Consider the following 15,423-nt stretch of genomic DNA (forward strand, 5'->3'; position numbering starts at 1 on the left):
CCAGGGAGGGGTGGCGCGATGTGCGTGATGACGTACGCGCACCGCATGCGCGCCCACACCCCCCACGAGTTGTACCCGACCCTGCTCCATAGACGAAGACGCGCGTCGTGAGACCACGACGCGACGAGAGGAACACCTCCCGTGCCTGCCACCGGTACCACCCGTAAGACCGTTCGCCGCGGCGTCGTCGCCGCTGCCGCCCTGCCCCTGCTGATCGGGGCGCTCGCCTCCTGCGGCTACGGCTCCGAGGCCGCGAAGGACAAGCCCGCGGACACGAAGGCGAGCGCGGCCCCGGCCGACGCGAAGAAGCTCTCGGCCTCCGAGGTCCGCATCGGCTACTTCCCGAACCTGACGCACGCCACGGCGCTCGTCGGCATCCAGGAGGGGCTGATCGCCAAGGAGCTGGGCTCGACCACGATCAAGCCGCAGACCTTCAACGCCGGCCCGTCCGAGATCGAAGCCCTCAACGGTGGCTCTCTCGACATCGGCTTCATCGGCCCCTCCCCGTCGATCAACGGCTACGTGAAGTCCAAGGGCTCGAACCTGCGGATCATCTCCGGCTCCGCCTCCGGCGGCGTCAAGCTGGTCGTGAACCCGGACAAGATCAAGACCCTGGACGACCTCAAGGGCAAGAAGATCGCCACCCCGCAGAAGGGGAACACGCAGGACGTCGCGTTCCTCAACTGGATCTCCGAGAAGGGCTGGAAGGTCGACCCGGAGTCCGGCAAGGGCGACGTCTCCGTCGTCCGCACGGACAACAAGGTCACCCCGGACGCCTTCAAGCAGGGCTCCATCGACGGCGCCTGGGTGCCGGAGCCGACGGCCTCCAAGCTCGTCTCCGACGGCGGTTCCGTCCTCCTGGACGAGACCAGCCTGTGGCCCGACAAGAAGTTCGTGATCACGAACATCATCGTGTCGCAGAAGTTCCTCAAGGAGCACGCGGACGTCGTCGAGGCCGTGCTGCGCGGCACCGTCAAGACGAACGAGTGGATCAACGCCAACCAGGACAAGGCGAAGGCGTCCGCGAACGCGGCCCTCAAGACCCTGAGCGGCAAGGAGCTGGAGGCCAAGGTCATCGACCCGGCGTGGCCGAGCATCCTGGTCACCGACGACCCGCTGGCGAGCACGCTGAAGACGGAGTCCGACTGGGCGGTCAAGGCCAAGCTCATCGAGCAGCCCGACCTCGCCGGCATCTACGACCTGTCGCTCCTGAACAAGGTGCTCAAGGCCGCGGGCAAGCCCGAGGTCTCCGACGCCGGTCTCGGCGCCAAGTAATCCGTCAGCGCAGTTGATCCCCAGGAGGTGACGACCATGGCCACCACGCTCGCCAAGGCTGCCGAGGGCACCGCAGCGACGGCGTCGACGACGCACGCCGCACGGATCGAGCACGTCTCGAAGTCCTTCTCCGGCCCGGCCGGTTCGCAGCTCGTGCTGGACGACATCAGCCTCGATGTCGCACCCGGCGAGTTCGTCACCATCCTGGGGGCTTCGGGGTGCGGCAAGTCCACCCTGCTCAACCTGGTCGCGGGGCTGGACGCCCCGTCCGCGGGGTCGATCGAGACCCCCGGCGGGCGGCCCGCCCTGATGTTCCAGGAGCACGCCCTCTTCCCGTGGCTCACCGCGGGCAAGAACATCGAACTCGCCCTGCGGCTGCGCGGGGTGGCCAAGGCCGAGCGCCGTCCGGAGGCGGAGCGGCTGCTGGAGCTGGTCCGCCTCGGCGGTGCCTACGGCAAGCGCGTCCACGAGCTGTCGGGCGGCATGCGCCAGCGCGTGGCGCTCGCCCGGGCGCTCGCCCAGGACAGCCGCCTGCTGCTGATGGACGAGCCGTTCGCGGCGCTGGACGCCATCACCCGCGACGTGCTGCACAACGAACTGACCCGCATCTGGGCGACGGCGAACACCAGCGGCTCCGCCGCGGGCAACCTCTCCGTCATCTTCGTGACGCACAACGTCCGCGAGGCGGTCCGGCTCGCGCAGCGCGTGGTCCTGCTCTCCTCGCGGCCCGGCCGGGTCGCCAAGGAATGGACCGTCGGCATTCCGCAGCCGCGCCGCATCGAGGACCCGGACGTGGCGGAACTGTCCGTCGAGATCACTGAACACCTGCGTGGGGAGATCCGCCGCCATGGCCAGCACTGACATCACGGAGAAGGCCGCGGCCAAGCCCACGAGCGACGACCTGGCCGGCCTGGAGGCCGGACTGGACGCGCTCGACGCGGTCCAGACCCACCGCACCCCGGTCCGCGAGGTCCTCGTCAAGAAGGTCCTGCCGCCGGTCATCGCCGTCGGCCTGGTCCTCGCCGTGTGGCAGATCCTGGTCTCCACGCACGTCGCCGACGAGACCAAGCTGCCCTCGCCGTCCGCGGTGTGGGACGGCCTGACCGCCATGTGGCTCAAGGGGACGCTGCTGGAGGTCATCTGGACCAGCGTCTCCCGCGGCCTGCTCGGCTTCCTGCTGGCCCTGGCCATCGGCACCCCGCTCGGCCTGCTGGTCGCCCGGGTGAAGTTCGTGCGCGCCGCGATCGGCCCGATCCTCCAGGGCCTGCAGTCCCTGCCGTCGGTGGCCTGGGTGCCGCCCGCGGTCATCTGGCTCGGCCTGAACGACTCGATGATGTTCGCGGTGATCCTGCTCGGCGCGGTCCCCTCGATCGCCAACGGCCTCGTCGCGGGCCACGACCAGATCCCGCCGCTGTTCCTGCGGGCCGGGCGCACGCTGGGCGCCACCGGTCTCAAGGGCACCTGGCACGTGGTCATGCCGGCCGCGCTGCCCGGCTACCTCGCCGGTCTCAAGCAGGGCTGGGCCTTCTCCTGGCGCTCGCTGATGGCCGCCGAGATCATCGCCTCCTCGCCCGACCTCGGCCTGGGCCTGGGCCAGTTGCTGGAGAACGGCCGCAACAACATCGACATGCCCGGGGTGTTCCTCGCGATCATCCTGATCCTGCTGGTGGGCATCGCGATCGACCTGATCATCTTCAGCCCGCTGGAGCGCTGGGTGCTGCGCACCCGCGGCCTGCTGGTCAAGAGCTGACCGCGCCGTGCCCCCCGTTCTGCTGGTCATCGCCCACGGCAGCCGCGATCCGCGGCACGCGGCGACCGTGCACGCCCTCACCGGGCGGGTGCGGGCGCTGCGGCCGGGGCTGCGGGTGGAGACGGCGTTCCTCGACTTCAACGCCCCGTCCGTGCCCCAGGTCCTCTCGGCCCTGTACGCGGACGGCGTGCGGGACGTCGTCGCCCTCCCGCTGCTGCTGACCCGCGCCTTCCACGCGAAGGCGGACGTCCCCGCGGTGCTGGAGCGCTCCCGGGCCACGCTGCCCGGACTGTCCCTGCGGGTGGCCGACGTCCTCGGTCCCTCGCCCCTGCTGACCGGCGCCCTGGAGCGCCGGCTGGCGGAGGCCGGCCTGGACCCGGCCGACCGTTCGACCACCGGCGTGGTGCTCGCGTCCGCCGGTTCCTCAGACCCGGAGGCGATCGCAGTGATCGCTGAAACCGCGCGGGAGTGGCGGCGCACCGGTTGGTGTGCCGTGCGGCCTGCGTTCGCCTCCGCGGCGTTGCCGCGCACCGAGGACGCCGTACGGGCGCTGCGCGCCGAGGGCGTCCGCCGGGTCGTGGTGGCCCCGTACGTCCTGGCCCCCGGCCGGCTCCCGGACCGCATCGCGGCGGGCGCCGCCGCGGCCGGGGCGGACCTGGTGGCCGACGTGCTCGGCGACGCCCCCGAAGTGGCCCGGCTGCTGCTGCGCCGCTACGACGCGGCGGCGCCCGCCCTGCTCCCGGCGCTCCCCGCGCTGTCGGCCTGAGCCGCGCCGCGCACGAAGTCGAGGACCTGCGGGGCCGCGTCCGCGAGGCGGACGAAGTGCCGGTGCACGCCCTCCACCGGGGCCGGGGTGTTGACCCCCCAGACCGTCATCCCGGCGGCGAGGCCCGACCGCACGCCCGACGGGGCGTCCTCGATGACCAGGCAGTCCCGGAGGTCCGCCCCCAGCAGCTCCGCGGCCCGCAGGTAGGGGACCGGCGAGGGCTTGCCCTCGGCGACCGCGGCCGCGTCCACCAGGACCTCGGGCACGGGAAGCCCGGTCCGCTCGAAGCGGCCGCGCACCCGGTGCGCGTAGTTCGAGGTCACCAGCGCCCAGGAACCCGGCGCCAGCGCGCCCAACAGCTCCGCCGCGCCCTCGAAGGCGCCGTAGGCCCCGGTCCGTACGTCCTCGTCCTCCAGCGCGTGCAGCAGGGCCAGGCAGGCCGCCGGGTCCCGGTCCGGCGCGAGCTCCGCGAAGGTCTCCGTCGGGCGGGTGCGCAGCGCGACCCGGTACGTCTCGGCCGGGTCCAGTCCGTAGTGCTCGGCCCAGGTGGCCCAGACGCGCCGCTGGTTGTCGATCGCGTCGATCAGCGTGCCGTCGACGTCGAACAGGACGTACCGGCTCATCCGCGGGCCTCGGCCTCGTCGGCCAGCGCGGTGAGGTCCCCGATGGTCATCGAGCCCGGGGGCAGGCCCTCGCGGGCGAAGATGTTGGCCGCGCGCCGCAGCACGTCGTTGACGGGCGTCGGGACCGCGTGCAGCCGCCCCAGCAGGGACACCTCCCCGTTGAGGTAGTCCGCCTCGATGCTGCCCGTGCCCCGGCGCAGGCTCTGCCAGGACGAGCCGCCGCGCACCCCGGGCGGCTGCACGGCCTTGCCCTCGCGCGCCGCCGACTCCTCGGCCTCCGGGGCGTAGGCGATCCCGGCCGCGGCGAAGGCGGCCTTGGCCTCGCGGATCGCCCGCAGCAGCAGGGCGCCCTTGGCGGGGTCCGGTTCGGGGCCGGTGGTGGCCTGGATCGCGTTGCCGAGGTTGCCCAGCAGCTTCGCGTACTTCCAGCGCATCACGTCCTCGGTGACCACCGCCTCGAACCCGGCGCCCGCCAGGTCGGCGCCGATCCGCCGGGCCCGCGCGTCCGCGCCGCCCACGGCCCGGCCCAGGTGCAGGATCCCGGTGTGCGGGCTGCCCAGCGCCGAGACCGCGCCCGGTTCCAGGAAGCTGGCGGGCAGCCACACGCACAGGCCGTAGACCCGGTCGAAGCGGCGCAGCGCGAGGCGCTCGCCCTCCACGCCGTTCTGCGCGCAGACCAGCGCGAGGCGCTGGGCCGCGGTGCCGCCCCCGGCGACCTCCGCGTCGCCCCACGCGTCGAGCGCGGCGAGGGCGTCCTGGGTCTTGACGGACAGCAGCAGGACGTCGTCGGGGCGCAGCTCGCCGAGCTCCTGCGGCCCGGTGACCACGGGCAGCCGGTGGGTGCGGGTGCCGTCGGCGGTGGTGAGCCGCAGGCCGTCCGTCCGCAGGGCGTCCGCGTGCGGGCCGCGGGCGACGAGGACGACCTCGCCACCGGCCTCCGCCAGTCGTCCGCCGATGGTGGCGCCGATCGCGCCCGCGCCGATGATGATGTAACGCATGGGACGAGCCTGGCACACGGCCGCGCCTGGGTTACCGTCAGGGCATGGTGGACACGGTGTTCGGTCTGGGCGGGGACCTGTCGGTGCGCCGGCTCGGCTTCGGGACGGGGGGCCTGGTCGGTCCCGGGTACTGGGGACCGCGCGGGGACCGGGAGCGGGCGCGGGAGCTGCTGCGCGCGGCGGTGGAGGGCGGGGTCGGGCTCATCGACACCGCCGACAACTACGGCCCCGATCTGGCCGAGGAGCTGATCGCGGAGGCCCTGTACCCGTACGCGGACGGCCTGGTGATCGCGACCAAGGGCGGGGTGGTGCGCACCGGCCCCGACGAGTGGCACGTGGCGGGCCGCCCGGAGCAGCTGCGGGCGGCGTGCGAGGCGAGCCTGCGGCGGCTGCGGGTGGACCGGATCGACCTGTACCAGCTGCACCGCTTCGATCCCGCGCTGCCGGAGGCGGAACAGCTGGGCGTGCTGGGGCAGTTGCGCGCGGAGGGCAAGATCCGGCACATCGGCCTCGACAGCGTGGGCGCCGACCAGTTGGCGCAGGCCCTGGAGACGGAGGCGGTGGCCTCCGTCCAGAACGCCTTCCACCTGATGGACCGTTCGGCCGCGCCGGTGCTCGCGCTGTGCGAGGCCGAGGGGATCGCCTTCCTGCCCTACTACCCGCTGGGCAGCGGCGCGCTGACCCGCGACGGGTCGGCGGCGCTGGCGGCGGTGGCCGCCGCGCACGGAGCCGGGCCCGGACAGATCGCCCTGGCCTGGCTGCTGCACCACTCGCCGGTGCTGTGCCCGACACCGGGCACGGGCTCGCCCGTACACCTGGCGGAGAACCTGGCCGCGGCCGCGATCACCCTGTCCCCGGCGGAGCTGGCCCTGCTGGACGCACTGGCCCCCTAGGGCGTGTTTCGAAAGTAGCGCCGGGCGCCCGAAGGGCGCGGCTCGCGGCGTCTGGTGCCGTGCATCGCAAGGCGGAGGATCGCCCGCCTACTGGACGTAATCGGGCGTTCCGACAACGCCGCGAGGCGCGGTACCAGGCGTCGCGAGCCAGGCGATACTTTCGAAACACGCCCTAGCGCGTGTCACCCCTCCCGGGCCGACCGCGCGCTCACGCGTCGGGGCCGTGGGCCAGGGGCGGCCCGAGCAGTCGGCGCGCATGCGCCCGCGTCCGCTCGTCCGCGTCGTCGCGGGCACCGGCGCGCAGGACGGCGCGGGCCCGCGGGCTCGCCGGCCAGCCCAGGGCGAGCATGCCGAGCACCTGGCGCCGCACCTCGGGATCGGGCTCCGCGACGGCCCGCTCGGCGACGAGCGCCTCCCCCTCGTCGTCGGGGGCCCGGACCACCCACCAGCGCAGCGCCGCGAACCTGACGTCGGGCAGCGGGTCGGTCCCGGCGCACCGGCGCAGGACCGCCCGGACGTCCGGATGCCCGACCCAGCGCCGCCCCAGCGCCCGGACGACGTCGCCGCGGACCTCGTCGGAGCAGTTCCCGCCGGCCGCCCGCGCCAGTACCTCGCGGACGTCGTCCCGATGGACCCAGCAGCGGCCCAGGACCTCCAGGGCCGTGCCCTGGTACCGGTGCGCGGGGTCCGCCGCGATGCCGAGGACGAAGGGACCGACGTCCGGGCGGTCCGTCCACCGCTCGGTCAGCAGTTTCACGGCCGCACTGCCCTCGATCCAGGCGCCGTCGCGGTCCGCCACGCGCATCACCGCGGCGCGCACGTCCGCGTGGTCGGGCCAGTCCTTCCCCAGGACGTCCAGCGCCGTCGAGGCGGTGACGCGGTCCGTGTGCTCGGCGGCGGCGAGCAGCAGCTCGCGCACGTCCCGCCGCTCGGACCAGTGCACCGCCAGCGCGCGGAGCACGGCGGCGTGGGGGTAGGGGTCGCGCCGCCGCGCACAGGCCCCGAGGAGCAGGTCGCGGACCTCGGGCCGGGCGGCCCACTGGTCGGCCAGGACGCCCAGGGCCTTCTCCCGGACCGCTTCGGGCACGGCCCCCGCCCGCTCGGTGGCCGGGGCCGCGCAGCGCAGCAGGACCTCCAGGGCCTCCTCGCGCCCCGCGTAGCATCGCTCCACGACCCCCAGCGCGGCGACGCGCACCACGGGGTCGGGGTCCCCGTCGGCGCGCCCCAGGACGCATTCCATGACCCCTGCGTGACCGGCCCAGTGGTTGCCCAACTCGCCCAGCGCGGCCACCTGGGCCCGCGGCCGGGCAGGAGCCGCGGCGGCGCGCAGGAGCACCGCACCGACGGTGGTGTGGCCGGGCGCCTGTCGACCCAGCGCCGTCAGGGCATCGGCGCACACGGCGGGGTCCGTGGCTTCGGCGGCCCGCCGGATCAGGAACTCGCGCACGTCGCGATGGCCCGGCAGCTGATCGGCCAGCCAGAACGCGGCCGCGCGGCACCGCTCCGGATCCCCTTCGTCGGCGGCGCACCGCAGGAGGAAGGCGAGGGCGTCGGGATGCTCGCGCACCTGCCTCCCGAGCACCTTGAGCGCCACGCTCCGGGTGTTCTCCTCGGGCTCCTCCTCACCGGCCCGTCGGACGAGCAGCGCGCGGACCTCCTGGTCGTCGGCCCAGCGCCGGCCCAGGAGCCTCAGGGCGTCGCTGCGGACGAACAGGTGGGGGTCGTGCACCGCGGCGCTCATGACCAGTCGGCGGACGGCTTCGTCGTCGGGTCGGCCCGCGGCCAGGGCTTCCAGGGCCGCGGTGCGGCGGTGGCGGTCGGGCGCCCCGGTCGCGCCGTCGCTCAGGAAGGCCCGGACGTCCTCGCGGTCCGGCCACAGCTCGCCGAGCACCCTGATGGCCTCGGTGGCGCCCCGGCCGTTCGCGTCCCCCGTGGCTTCGCGCAGGACCGCCGCGCGGACCCCCTCGTCCGGGCGGCGGCGGCCGCGTGCGTAGAGGAGGACCGCCCGGTCGACCCCGTAGTGGCTGCCGTGGGCCAGGAGGGCCAGTTCGTCCTCGTCGAGCCGCAGGTAGAAGGCGAGCAGCCAGGCCGGCTCGTCGCTCACGGAGAACTGGCCGCTCAGCCGGTACCAGCGCAGGAACCGGTCCCGGACCGCCGAGTACCGCTCGAAGGAGGTCAGTGCGGAGGCCGCGTCGGCGAGCAGCCACCCGCCCTTGGACCCCCGGACGTCCAGGGCCTCGGTCACGGCGTCGACGACCGCGGCGCCGCGGTCCGCGGCCACCCCGCGCCCACCGGTCTCGGCCAGGGCCCGCAGCGCCGTCAGGGCATGGCCCGTGTCGGCCGGGTCCGTGCGCCGGGCGTGCAGGTCCAGGAGGTGGTCGACGGCCGCCGTCGCCGCCGTGACGTCCAACTGTCCGATGAGCAGGACCAGTACCTCGTGCCAGGCGGGATCGTCGGCCCGGACGGCCACGACCCGCTCGACCAGCTCCTCGGGCGTCCACTCCCCTTCCTCCCGGTAGCGGTGGGCGATGTCCGCCGCCGCCAAGTGCTCGAGGAAGGCCCGGTGGACGAAGCCGTAGACGTCGCCGCCGTAGCGGGAGAGGATGAAGTTGCGCTCGTGCAGCTGCGTGACCATGCCCCGGGCAGCGGCCACGGCGTCCAGGGGCGCCAGTCCGTACTCACCGGCGAGGCGGTCGCGGAAGACCCGTTCGAGATCGCGCGCCCGGATGTGGTTCCCGGCGACCCCCGCGGCGCCCTCCTGCAACGAACGGGCCAAGACGCGCAGCAGGGCCAGGCGATCGGCCGGACCCAGCGCGTCCAGCACCCGCGCGGCGGGAGCCGGTGCGGTCGATCCGAGCAACTTGGCGGCGCGGTCCCACTGTTCGACGAGCACCTCGACGGCGCGCTCGTACACGCCCCTGCGGGTGCCCGGCAGCGGACCGCGGGCTCCGATGATCACGAGGATCGTCAGCAGCAGCGGGTTGCCCGCCACCTCCCGCAGCGGTCCCGGGTCCGCCGCGCCCGCGAGGAGGATCCGCTCCGTCAGTTCCGCGGCCCGCGCCGGATCGTCCGGGCAGGCGTGCAGGTACCAGCGGGTGACGAACTCCTCGATCCGCTCCTCGTCCAGGTCCTGGAGGGTGAAGTGCGAGAAGCCCGCGCGCTCCAGGGGAGCGCGCCGGTAGCCGATGATCCGTGAGGTCACCACGATCCGGGCCGAGGGCCGGTGCGCCGCGAACGCGGCGATGCGCCGGGCGGTCTCCTCCCGCACCTTGGGGTCGAACAACTCGTCCAACCCGTCGAAGACCACGAGGGCCCGCCCCTCGGACAGCAGTCGTTCCCGTACGGGCCCGGGGACGCAGAGTCCGAAGGCCCGGTGCTGCCGGTCGAGGAACTCCTCGAAGTCGCCGTGGCGCCACGGGTCCTCGGCGTACCGGCGCAGCTCCACCACGAGGGGGACCCGGCCAGCCAGCGCCCCGGGAGCGTCGGCGCTCCCGGCGCCGGTCAGGGCGAGGACCAGGTGGCGCACCAGGGTGGACTTGCCCGCCCCCGGATCGCCCAGGAGCACGGTCCGCCCGCCCGAGGGGCCGGCCAGGACGTCGAGCACCGGCTCTTCGGGGCGTTCCAGGTAGGAGTCGCGCAGCAGTGCGAAGTCCGCCGGGTCCACGCCGGGCGGCAGGAGGTCCTCCGCCGGAAGCTCTCCGGACAGGGCCAGTCGTCTGCGCAGTTCCCTCGGCAGCTCCAGCGGGGGCGGGTCCGCGCGCACGGAGGGCGCCACGAACACCTCGCCCAGCGCCACCGCGAGGTGCTCTTCCCTGCGGGGCGTCAGGACCTCCAGGTCGAGGCCGCCGTACTCCTCGGCGAACCGGCGCGCGTAGTGCGACACCGCCTGTTCCACGGCCCGTTCGGAGGGCGGCTCGGCCGTGGGGCCGGGGTGCGGACCGGGGTGCGGCGCTCCGTGGTGGACCGTGGTGAGCCGGATGACCGTGTTGCCGTCGCCGGTGATCACCTCGTGTGCGTTCCCGGCCACCGCGACGGCCCGCTCGGCCTGCGCCCGCGCCGGGTCCGGGGGCGGCGCGGCGGGTTCCGCCGCGCTCGGCGCCTTCGCCCCCCACCGGAAGCGGCGGGGGGTCGGATCGGGCTCCCGGTTCCCGGTCAAGGGGCCTCCAGACGGTACGGGCGACGCTTCCCGCACGGTAGTCGGGAGCCGGGGGGCACGGATCCGATTCCGCGCAAGTCCCGCGCGCGCGGGGGTCCGGTGGAAGGATGGCCCGCATGACGAGTCGTACGAGGACCATCGTGTGGGTGGGCGTCGCGGTGCTGGGCGCCGTGACGGCCGCGGGCCTCGGCGCACTCGTGATCACGGGCGACCTGGAGACGGCCGACAAGCTCGCGAGCGTGTGCGGATTCGTCGTCGGCCTGGCCGGTCTGGTCGTCTCCCTCGTCGCGCTCCTGCGCCCCCCGCAACCGCCGCCCCCCGCCGCCGTCCCCCCTCCCCGCCTCGTCGCGGACGGTGCCCGCTCGGTGGCCGTCGGCGGGAACGCGGGCCGCATCGTCACCGGCGACCGGGTCCCACCTCAACAGCCGCCCGCAGCCCCGCCCGCGCCCGCGCCCGACCCGGCGGCCGGGACCCCGGCCACCGGGTCCCGGGCCCGGGGGGAACGGTCCGTCACGGTCGAGGGCTCGGTGGACGAAGTGATCACCGGGGACGGTCCGCACCCGTAGCCGCACGCGGCGGCCCGCACCCGGTGGCGCCGGACCGGGCCCCTCGGTCAGGGGCGCTCCGCCGTGAGTTCGACGAGCTTGGCGACGGTGTTCCAGTTGCGGGTGGTCACGTCCAGGCCCTTGACCAGCGCCGGGCGGGCCAGCGCCTCGGCCAGCTTGGAGCGGCCGAGGCCCTCCGGGGCGTAGAGGTAGATCACCCGGTCGCCGAGCCGGAACTCCTCCGGGAGGAACGCGTCCTCGTCGAGCGCCTCGAAGCGCTCCGCGGCGGGCGGCCCGGACAGGAAGGTGACGTGCAGCTGCTTGCCCTCCAGCGTGGCCGCGGGGAAGGGGCAGGCGGCGGCCACGGCCCGCAGGTGGGCCCCGTCGACCAGGAGGCAGGGGACGCGGAAGCCGAAGTGGTCCTCGATGGCCGCCTCCAGCTCCCGGGCGAGCGCGTCGGCCCCCGCGCCGGGGCCGGTCCGGTCAGTGGTGAAGACGGCGTTGCCGCTCTGCAGGTAGGTCTGGACACCGGTGTGGCCGAGCTCCGCCAGGACCTGGCGGAGCTCGGCCATCGGGACCTTCTTGTGCCCGCCGACATTGATGCCGCGCAGCAGGGCGGCGTACGTCCGTGTGCTCATCCCCGAACGATAGGGGCGGCCACCGACAGCGCGGGGTGCGGCGGGGCGGCCCGCCGCACCGGCGGGCGCGGCCCCTGATGGCGCGTCACGGCACCGCACGGCGGGATGCGAGACTTGGCCCGTTCACGACGGTGCGGACCGAACGGGAAGAGCGGCGGAGCGGCATGGACGAGGCACGGGCCAGGGACCTACTGACGGCGGCGGGCCTCGGCCGGAAGGCCGAGCTGCTCGCCCTGGGCGAGAACGCGGTGTTCGCGGACGGCGACCTGGTGGTGAAGGTCGGCCGCCGGGATCCCGCGCTCGTGGCCCGGGCGGAGCGCGAGTTGGCGGTGGCGGGCTGGCTCGCCGAGGTCGGGATCGCCGCGGTACGGGCGGCCGAGCCGGCACCGCGGCTGGTGGACGGCCACCCGGTGACCCTGTGGCACCGCCTCCCGGAGCCGGTGCGTCCGGCCGGTCCGGCCGATCTGGCCGCCCTGCTGCGCCGGGTGCACGCCGTGGCGGCGCCGCCCTTCGACCTCTCCCGCCGGGACCTGCTGGGCGGGGTGGAACGGTGGCTGCGGCTGGCCGGTGACGCGATCGACCCGCGGGACGCGGCCTACCTGCGCGCCCGCCGCGACGGCTTCGCGAGCGAGGTCGCCGCCCTCGTCCCGCACCTGCCCCCGGGGCCGATCCACGGGGACGCGCTGCCGCGCAACGTCCACGTGGGCCCGGACGGACCGGTCCTGGTCGACCTGGAGACCTTCGCCCTGGACCTGCGGGAGCACGACCTGGTGGTGATGGCCCTCTCCCGCGACCGGTACGGCCTGCCCGAGGAGTCCTACGACGCCTTCGTGACGGCGTACGGCTGGGACGTGCGCGCCTGGGACGGCTGCGCGCTGCTGCGCGGGGCGCGGGAGACGGCGAGCTGCGCCTGGGTCTCCCAACACGCCCCGACCAACCCGAAGGCGCTGGCGGAATTCCGCCGCCGGGTCGCCTCGCTGCGCGACGGCGATACCGAGGTCCGCTGGTACCCCTTCTGACCGCCCGGTCGATATTCAATTCCATCGGCTTTGTTTTCGCATTGTCTTTCGTTTACGGTGACGGAGACGCGGCACGCAGCGCGTCCGAATCCGCGGGAGGTGATCAGCGTGCCCAGTGGCAGTAGCCCCGAGGCGTATGCGCCACCGATCCCGCTCGACGCACCGCGATGACGTCCCGCGGGGGAAGTGGCCTTCCCCCGCGGCCGCTTCTCCTCGTACGGGTCCGGGGCCGCCGGCGGCTTCCGCGTACCCGCGCTCTTCGCGCACCCCGTCGCGCCCAGCAGGTGCCCACCACCGCGGAAGGTGGCGCCGCTCCGCGAAATCACGCGAAATCAATGGGGGGATCCGCGGGCCGGACAAGGAAATGGAAAGACATTCGGGAAATTGCTGAAGACCAGCTGAAGATCTCGGTCGACATTCGCATGGCGAGCGCCTGGGACCAGGGTCAATGGGGACCCTTCCCCGCCCCGGTGGCGGTTCGGGCGTCGCCGTGTCCACCCACCCGAGGCGCCGGGTTCGCATCCGATCCCGCGTCCGCCGAGCGAAAGTGATCGTCCATGACCCGCAGCACACGGCGGGAGCGCTCCGGGGGCCGCCCCCGCCACACCGCACGCATCGCCGTCCCGGCGCTGCTGCTCGCCACGGCACTGTTCTTCCCCCGGCTGCTGCCCGACCGCCCGGGCAACCTCGGCAGCCTCGTCGAGACGGTCCTGCCCTGGTTCGGCGTCGCGATAGCCGTGCTCCTCCTCGGCGCCGCGGCGCGCGGCACCAAGGTGGCGGTGGCCGCGGCGCTGGTGCCCCTGGTGGCCTGGTGCCACCTCTTCGTGCCCGCCCTGACGGCGCCGCCCCGGACGGGGCCCAGTGCCTTCGAGGCCCTGTCCTTCAACGTCGGCGGGGCCCGCACCGCGCCGCAGGCCGTGGCCCGGGAGGTGATCGCCACCGGCGCCGATCTCGTCGCCCTGGAGAAGGTTCCCGTATCGGCCGTCCCCGCCTACGAGAAGGCGCTGGCCGAGGCCTACCCCCACCACACCACCCGCAACACGCTCGGGTTGTGGTCGCGCCATCCGCTGCGCGAGGTCGAGGCGATGGATCTGGGCGGCCCCTGGCCGCACGCGATCCGGGCCGTCGTCGCCGCCCCCGGCGGTGACACCGCCGTGTACGCGGTGCGCCTGCCCTCCGTACGGGTCCGGGCGACCGAGGGCTTCACCGTCGGGCCCCGCGACGCGGCCGCGGCGGCGCTGGCCGACCGCGTGGCGCGGGATCCGGCCCCGCGCGTGCTGATGCTCGGCGACCTCAACGGCAGCCTGGCCGACCGGGGCTTGGCGCCCCTCGCCCGGCACCTCGAAGCGGCGCAGGACCAGGCGGGCCGGGGCTTCGGCTTCACCTGGCCGGCCGCCCTGCCCGTGGTCCGGATCGACCACGTGCTGCTGCGCGGCCTGGCGGCCACGACCACCCGTGTCCTGCCCGACCTGGGCAGCGACCACCGCCCCGTCCTGACCGGGCTGAGACCCACGGCGTGACGGGGGCCGGGCTCCCTAACGGCTGAGCGCGTCCTCGTCCTGCGGCCCGCGGGGGATGAGCGGCCAGGCGGGCTCCACCACGGCGGTCGGGTCCGCGGTGCGCCGCAGGTACGCCTGGAGGGAGACCGACTGCTCGGCCGCCGCGCGCACCTGGAGGTCCTGGAGGTCCGCCAGCGGCATGACCCCGACGGGCCGGTGCTTCTCCCCCATGCGCCGCACGACCCGGGCGGCCGCCACGGCGTCCGCCCGCGCGTCGTGCGCGTCGAGGAGCGGCACCCCGTAGTGCGCGCACAGCGCGTGCAGCGCCCGCTTGCCCTTGCGGTACTTGTCGACGTGCTTGTCGATCACCAGCGGATCGATGACGGGCGCGGGCACCCCGCCGAGCCGCTCGCTCACCGACTCCACCCCGTACCGCCGGCACTCCCGGTCCAACAGCGAGAGGTCGTAGCGGGCGTTCATCACGACCAGTGGCGTCCCCCGGCCCAGCCCCTCGGCGACGGCCCGCGCGATCTCGTCGATCGCGGCGGCGGCCGGCGCGCCGTGCGCGCGGGCGTGCTCCGTCGAGATGCCGTGGATGGCCGACGCCTGCTCCGGTATCGCCACTCCGGGGTCGAGGAGCCAGGTCCGCTCCCCCGAGACGGCTCCGTCCTCCTCCAACCGCACCACGGCGGCCGTGACGATGCGGTCGGTCTCGACGTCGGTTCCCGTCGTCTCCAGGTCGAAGGCCACCAACGGCCCACTGATCCAGCTGTCGTGCCGGTCCCCCATCACGCGCCCCTCCCCCGTACACATCCGGTCAACGGCTTTCAGCCTGTCACGCGGCACTGACAGTCCGGCCCCCGGGGTGATCGGCGCGGCGACTCAGGCGGGCGGGCGGCTCATGCGGGCTGCCACAGTTCCACCCGGTTGCCCTCGGGATCGGTGACCCAGCCGAAGCGGCCGACGCCCGCCATGTCCTGGGTCCCGTCCGCCACGTCCGCCCCCTTCGCGCGCAACTGCGCGAGCATGGCGTCCAGGTCGCGGACCCGAAAGTTGATCATGCTCTGCTGGGTGCGGGAGCCGAAGTACTCGGTCCCGGACTCGAAGGTCGCGAAGACCGTCGGCCCGGGTTCCTGGCGCCACAGGCCGTTCTCGTCCGCGTCCAGACCCAGGCAGTCGCGGTACCACGCGCCCAGGGCCGCCGGGTCCGCGGCCCGCATGAAGTGTCCACCGATGCCTTGCACACGTTCCATGCCGCCAT

Annotated in this window: 14 protein-coding genes; 8 read left to right on the forward strand and 6 right to left on the reverse strand. The window is 74.6% G+C overall.

Annotation, left to right across the window (positions count from 1 at the left end; genetic code table 11):
* Nucleotides 1-141: 141 nt before the first annotated feature.
* The 4 genes from ACFWAR_RS12170 to ACFWAR_RS12185 are packed head-to-tail and all read left to right on the forward strand — an operon-like array spanning nt 142 to nt 3,791.
* Nucleotides 142-1,275, forward strand: a complete 1,134-nt coding sequence (locus ACFWAR_RS12170; RefSeq protein WP_385775892.1) for an aliphatic sulfonate ABC transporter substrate-binding protein — start codon at nt 142-144, stop codon at nt 1,273-1,275.
* 36 nt (nt 1,276-1,311) lie between these two features.
* On the forward strand, nt 1,312-2,136 hold the full coding sequence (locus ACFWAR_RS12175) for an ABC transporter ATP-binding protein (RefSeq protein WP_385775894.1): 825 nt from the start codon (nt 1,312-1,314) through the stop codon (nt 2,134-2,136).
* The gene (locus ACFWAR_RS12180) at nt 2,123-3,025 is read left to right on the forward strand and encodes an ABC transporter permease (RefSeq protein WP_385775896.1); all 903 of its coding nucleotides are present in this window, start codon (nt 2,123-2,125) and stop codon (nt 3,023-3,025) included. Before ACFWAR_RS12175 ends, ACFWAR_RS12180 begins: the two co-directional genes overlap by 14 nt.
* A gap of 7 nt (nt 3,026-3,032) precedes the next feature.
* On the forward strand, nt 3,033-3,791 hold the full coding sequence (locus ACFWAR_RS12185; RefSeq protein WP_385775899.1) for a sirohydrochlorin chelatase: 759 nt from the start codon (nt 3,033-3,035) through the stop codon (nt 3,789-3,791).
* Here ACFWAR_RS12185 and ACFWAR_RS12190 read toward each other — a convergent pair.
* On the reverse strand, nt 3,737-4,414 hold the full coding sequence (locus ACFWAR_RS12190) for an HAD family hydrolase (protein ID WP_385775901.1): 678 nt from the start codon (nt 4,412-4,414) through the stop codon (nt 3,737-3,739). The two genes, ACFWAR_RS12185 and ACFWAR_RS12190, sit on opposite strands and share 55 nt — an antisense overlap.
* Complete coding sequence (locus ACFWAR_RS12195) at nt 4,411-5,412, reverse strand: ketopantoate reductase family protein (RefSeq protein WP_385775903.1); 1,002 nt, start codon at nt 5,410-5,412, stop codon at nt 4,411-4,413. The genes ACFWAR_RS12190 and ACFWAR_RS12195 overlap by 4 nt, the downstream gene beginning before the upstream one ends.
* A 44-nt stretch (nt 5,413-5,456) precedes the next feature.
* On the opposite strand from ACFWAR_RS12195, the gene ACFWAR_RS12200 reads away from it, so the two are divergent.
* A complete protein-coding gene (locus ACFWAR_RS12200) occupies nt 5,457-6,305 on the forward strand; it encodes an aldo/keto reductase (RefSeq protein ID WP_385775905.1) in 849 nt (282 codons plus the stop codon).
* Nucleotides 6,306-6,513: 208 nt separating this feature from the next.
* Here the strand turns inward: ACFWAR_RS12200 and ACFWAR_RS12205 are convergent, their stop codons facing one another.
* Nucleotides 6,514-10,461 carry a HEAT repeat domain-containing protein gene (locus tag ACFWAR_RS12205; protein WP_385775907.1) on the reverse strand — a complete coding sequence of 1,316 codons (3,948 nt, stop codon included), beginning with the start codon at nt 10,459-10,461 and terminating at the stop codon, nt 6,514-6,516.
* A 116-nt stretch (nt 10,462-10,577) separates the two neighbouring features.
* On the opposite strand from ACFWAR_RS12205, the gene ACFWAR_RS12210 reads away from it, so the two are divergent.
* The gene (locus ACFWAR_RS12210) at nt 10,578-11,027 is read left to right on the forward strand and encodes a hypothetical protein (protein WP_385775909.1); all 450 of its coding nucleotides are present in this window, start codon (nt 10,578-10,580) and stop codon (nt 11,025-11,027) included.
* A 47-nt stretch (nt 11,028-11,074) separates the two neighbouring features.
* On the opposite strand, the gene ACFWAR_RS12215 is transcribed toward ACFWAR_RS12210, so the two are convergent.
* A complete protein-coding gene (locus ACFWAR_RS12215; protein WP_385775911.1) occupies nt 11,075-11,644 on the reverse strand; it encodes a DUF1697 domain-containing protein in 570 nt (189 codons plus the stop codon).
* Nucleotides 11,645-11,808: 164 nt separating this feature from the next.
* Here ACFWAR_RS12215 and ACFWAR_RS12220 point away from each other — a divergent pair, with 164 nt between their 5' ends.
* Nucleotides 11,809-12,663, forward strand: coding sequence for a phosphotransferase enzyme family protein (locus tag ACFWAR_RS12220; protein ID WP_385775913.1), 855 nt, complete (start codon nt 11,809-11,811; stop codon nt 12,661-12,663).
* Between the two features lie 557 nt (nt 12,664-13,220).
* Complete coding sequence (locus tag ACFWAR_RS12225; protein WP_385775915.1) at nt 13,221-14,183, forward strand: endonuclease/exonuclease/phosphatase family protein; 963 nt, start codon at nt 13,221-13,223, stop codon at nt 14,181-14,183.
* Between the two features lie 15 nt (nt 14,184-14,198).
* Here ACFWAR_RS12225 and ACFWAR_RS12230 read toward each other — a convergent pair whose 3' ends face one another.
* Together ACFWAR_RS12230 and ACFWAR_RS12235 are read right to left on the reverse strand one after the other, a co-directional pair.
* Nucleotides 14,199-14,951 carry an exonuclease domain-containing protein gene (locus ACFWAR_RS12230; protein WP_385775917.1) on the reverse strand — a complete coding sequence of 251 codons (753 nt, stop codon included), beginning with the start codon at nt 14,949-14,951 and terminating at the stop codon, nt 14,199-14,201.
* A 110-nt stretch (nt 14,952-15,061) separates the two neighbouring features.
* Nucleotides 15,062-15,415, reverse strand: a complete 354-nt coding sequence (locus ACFWAR_RS12235) for a VOC family protein (protein ID WP_385775919.1) — start codon at nt 15,413-15,415, stop codon at nt 15,062-15,064.
* Nucleotides 15,416-15,423: the final 8 nt, after the last annotated feature.

The sequence above is a fragment of the Streptomyces sp. NPDC059917 genome (assembly GCF_042730635.1).
Lineage (GTDB): Bacteria > Actinomycetota > Actinomycetes > Streptomycetales > Streptomycetaceae > Streptomyces.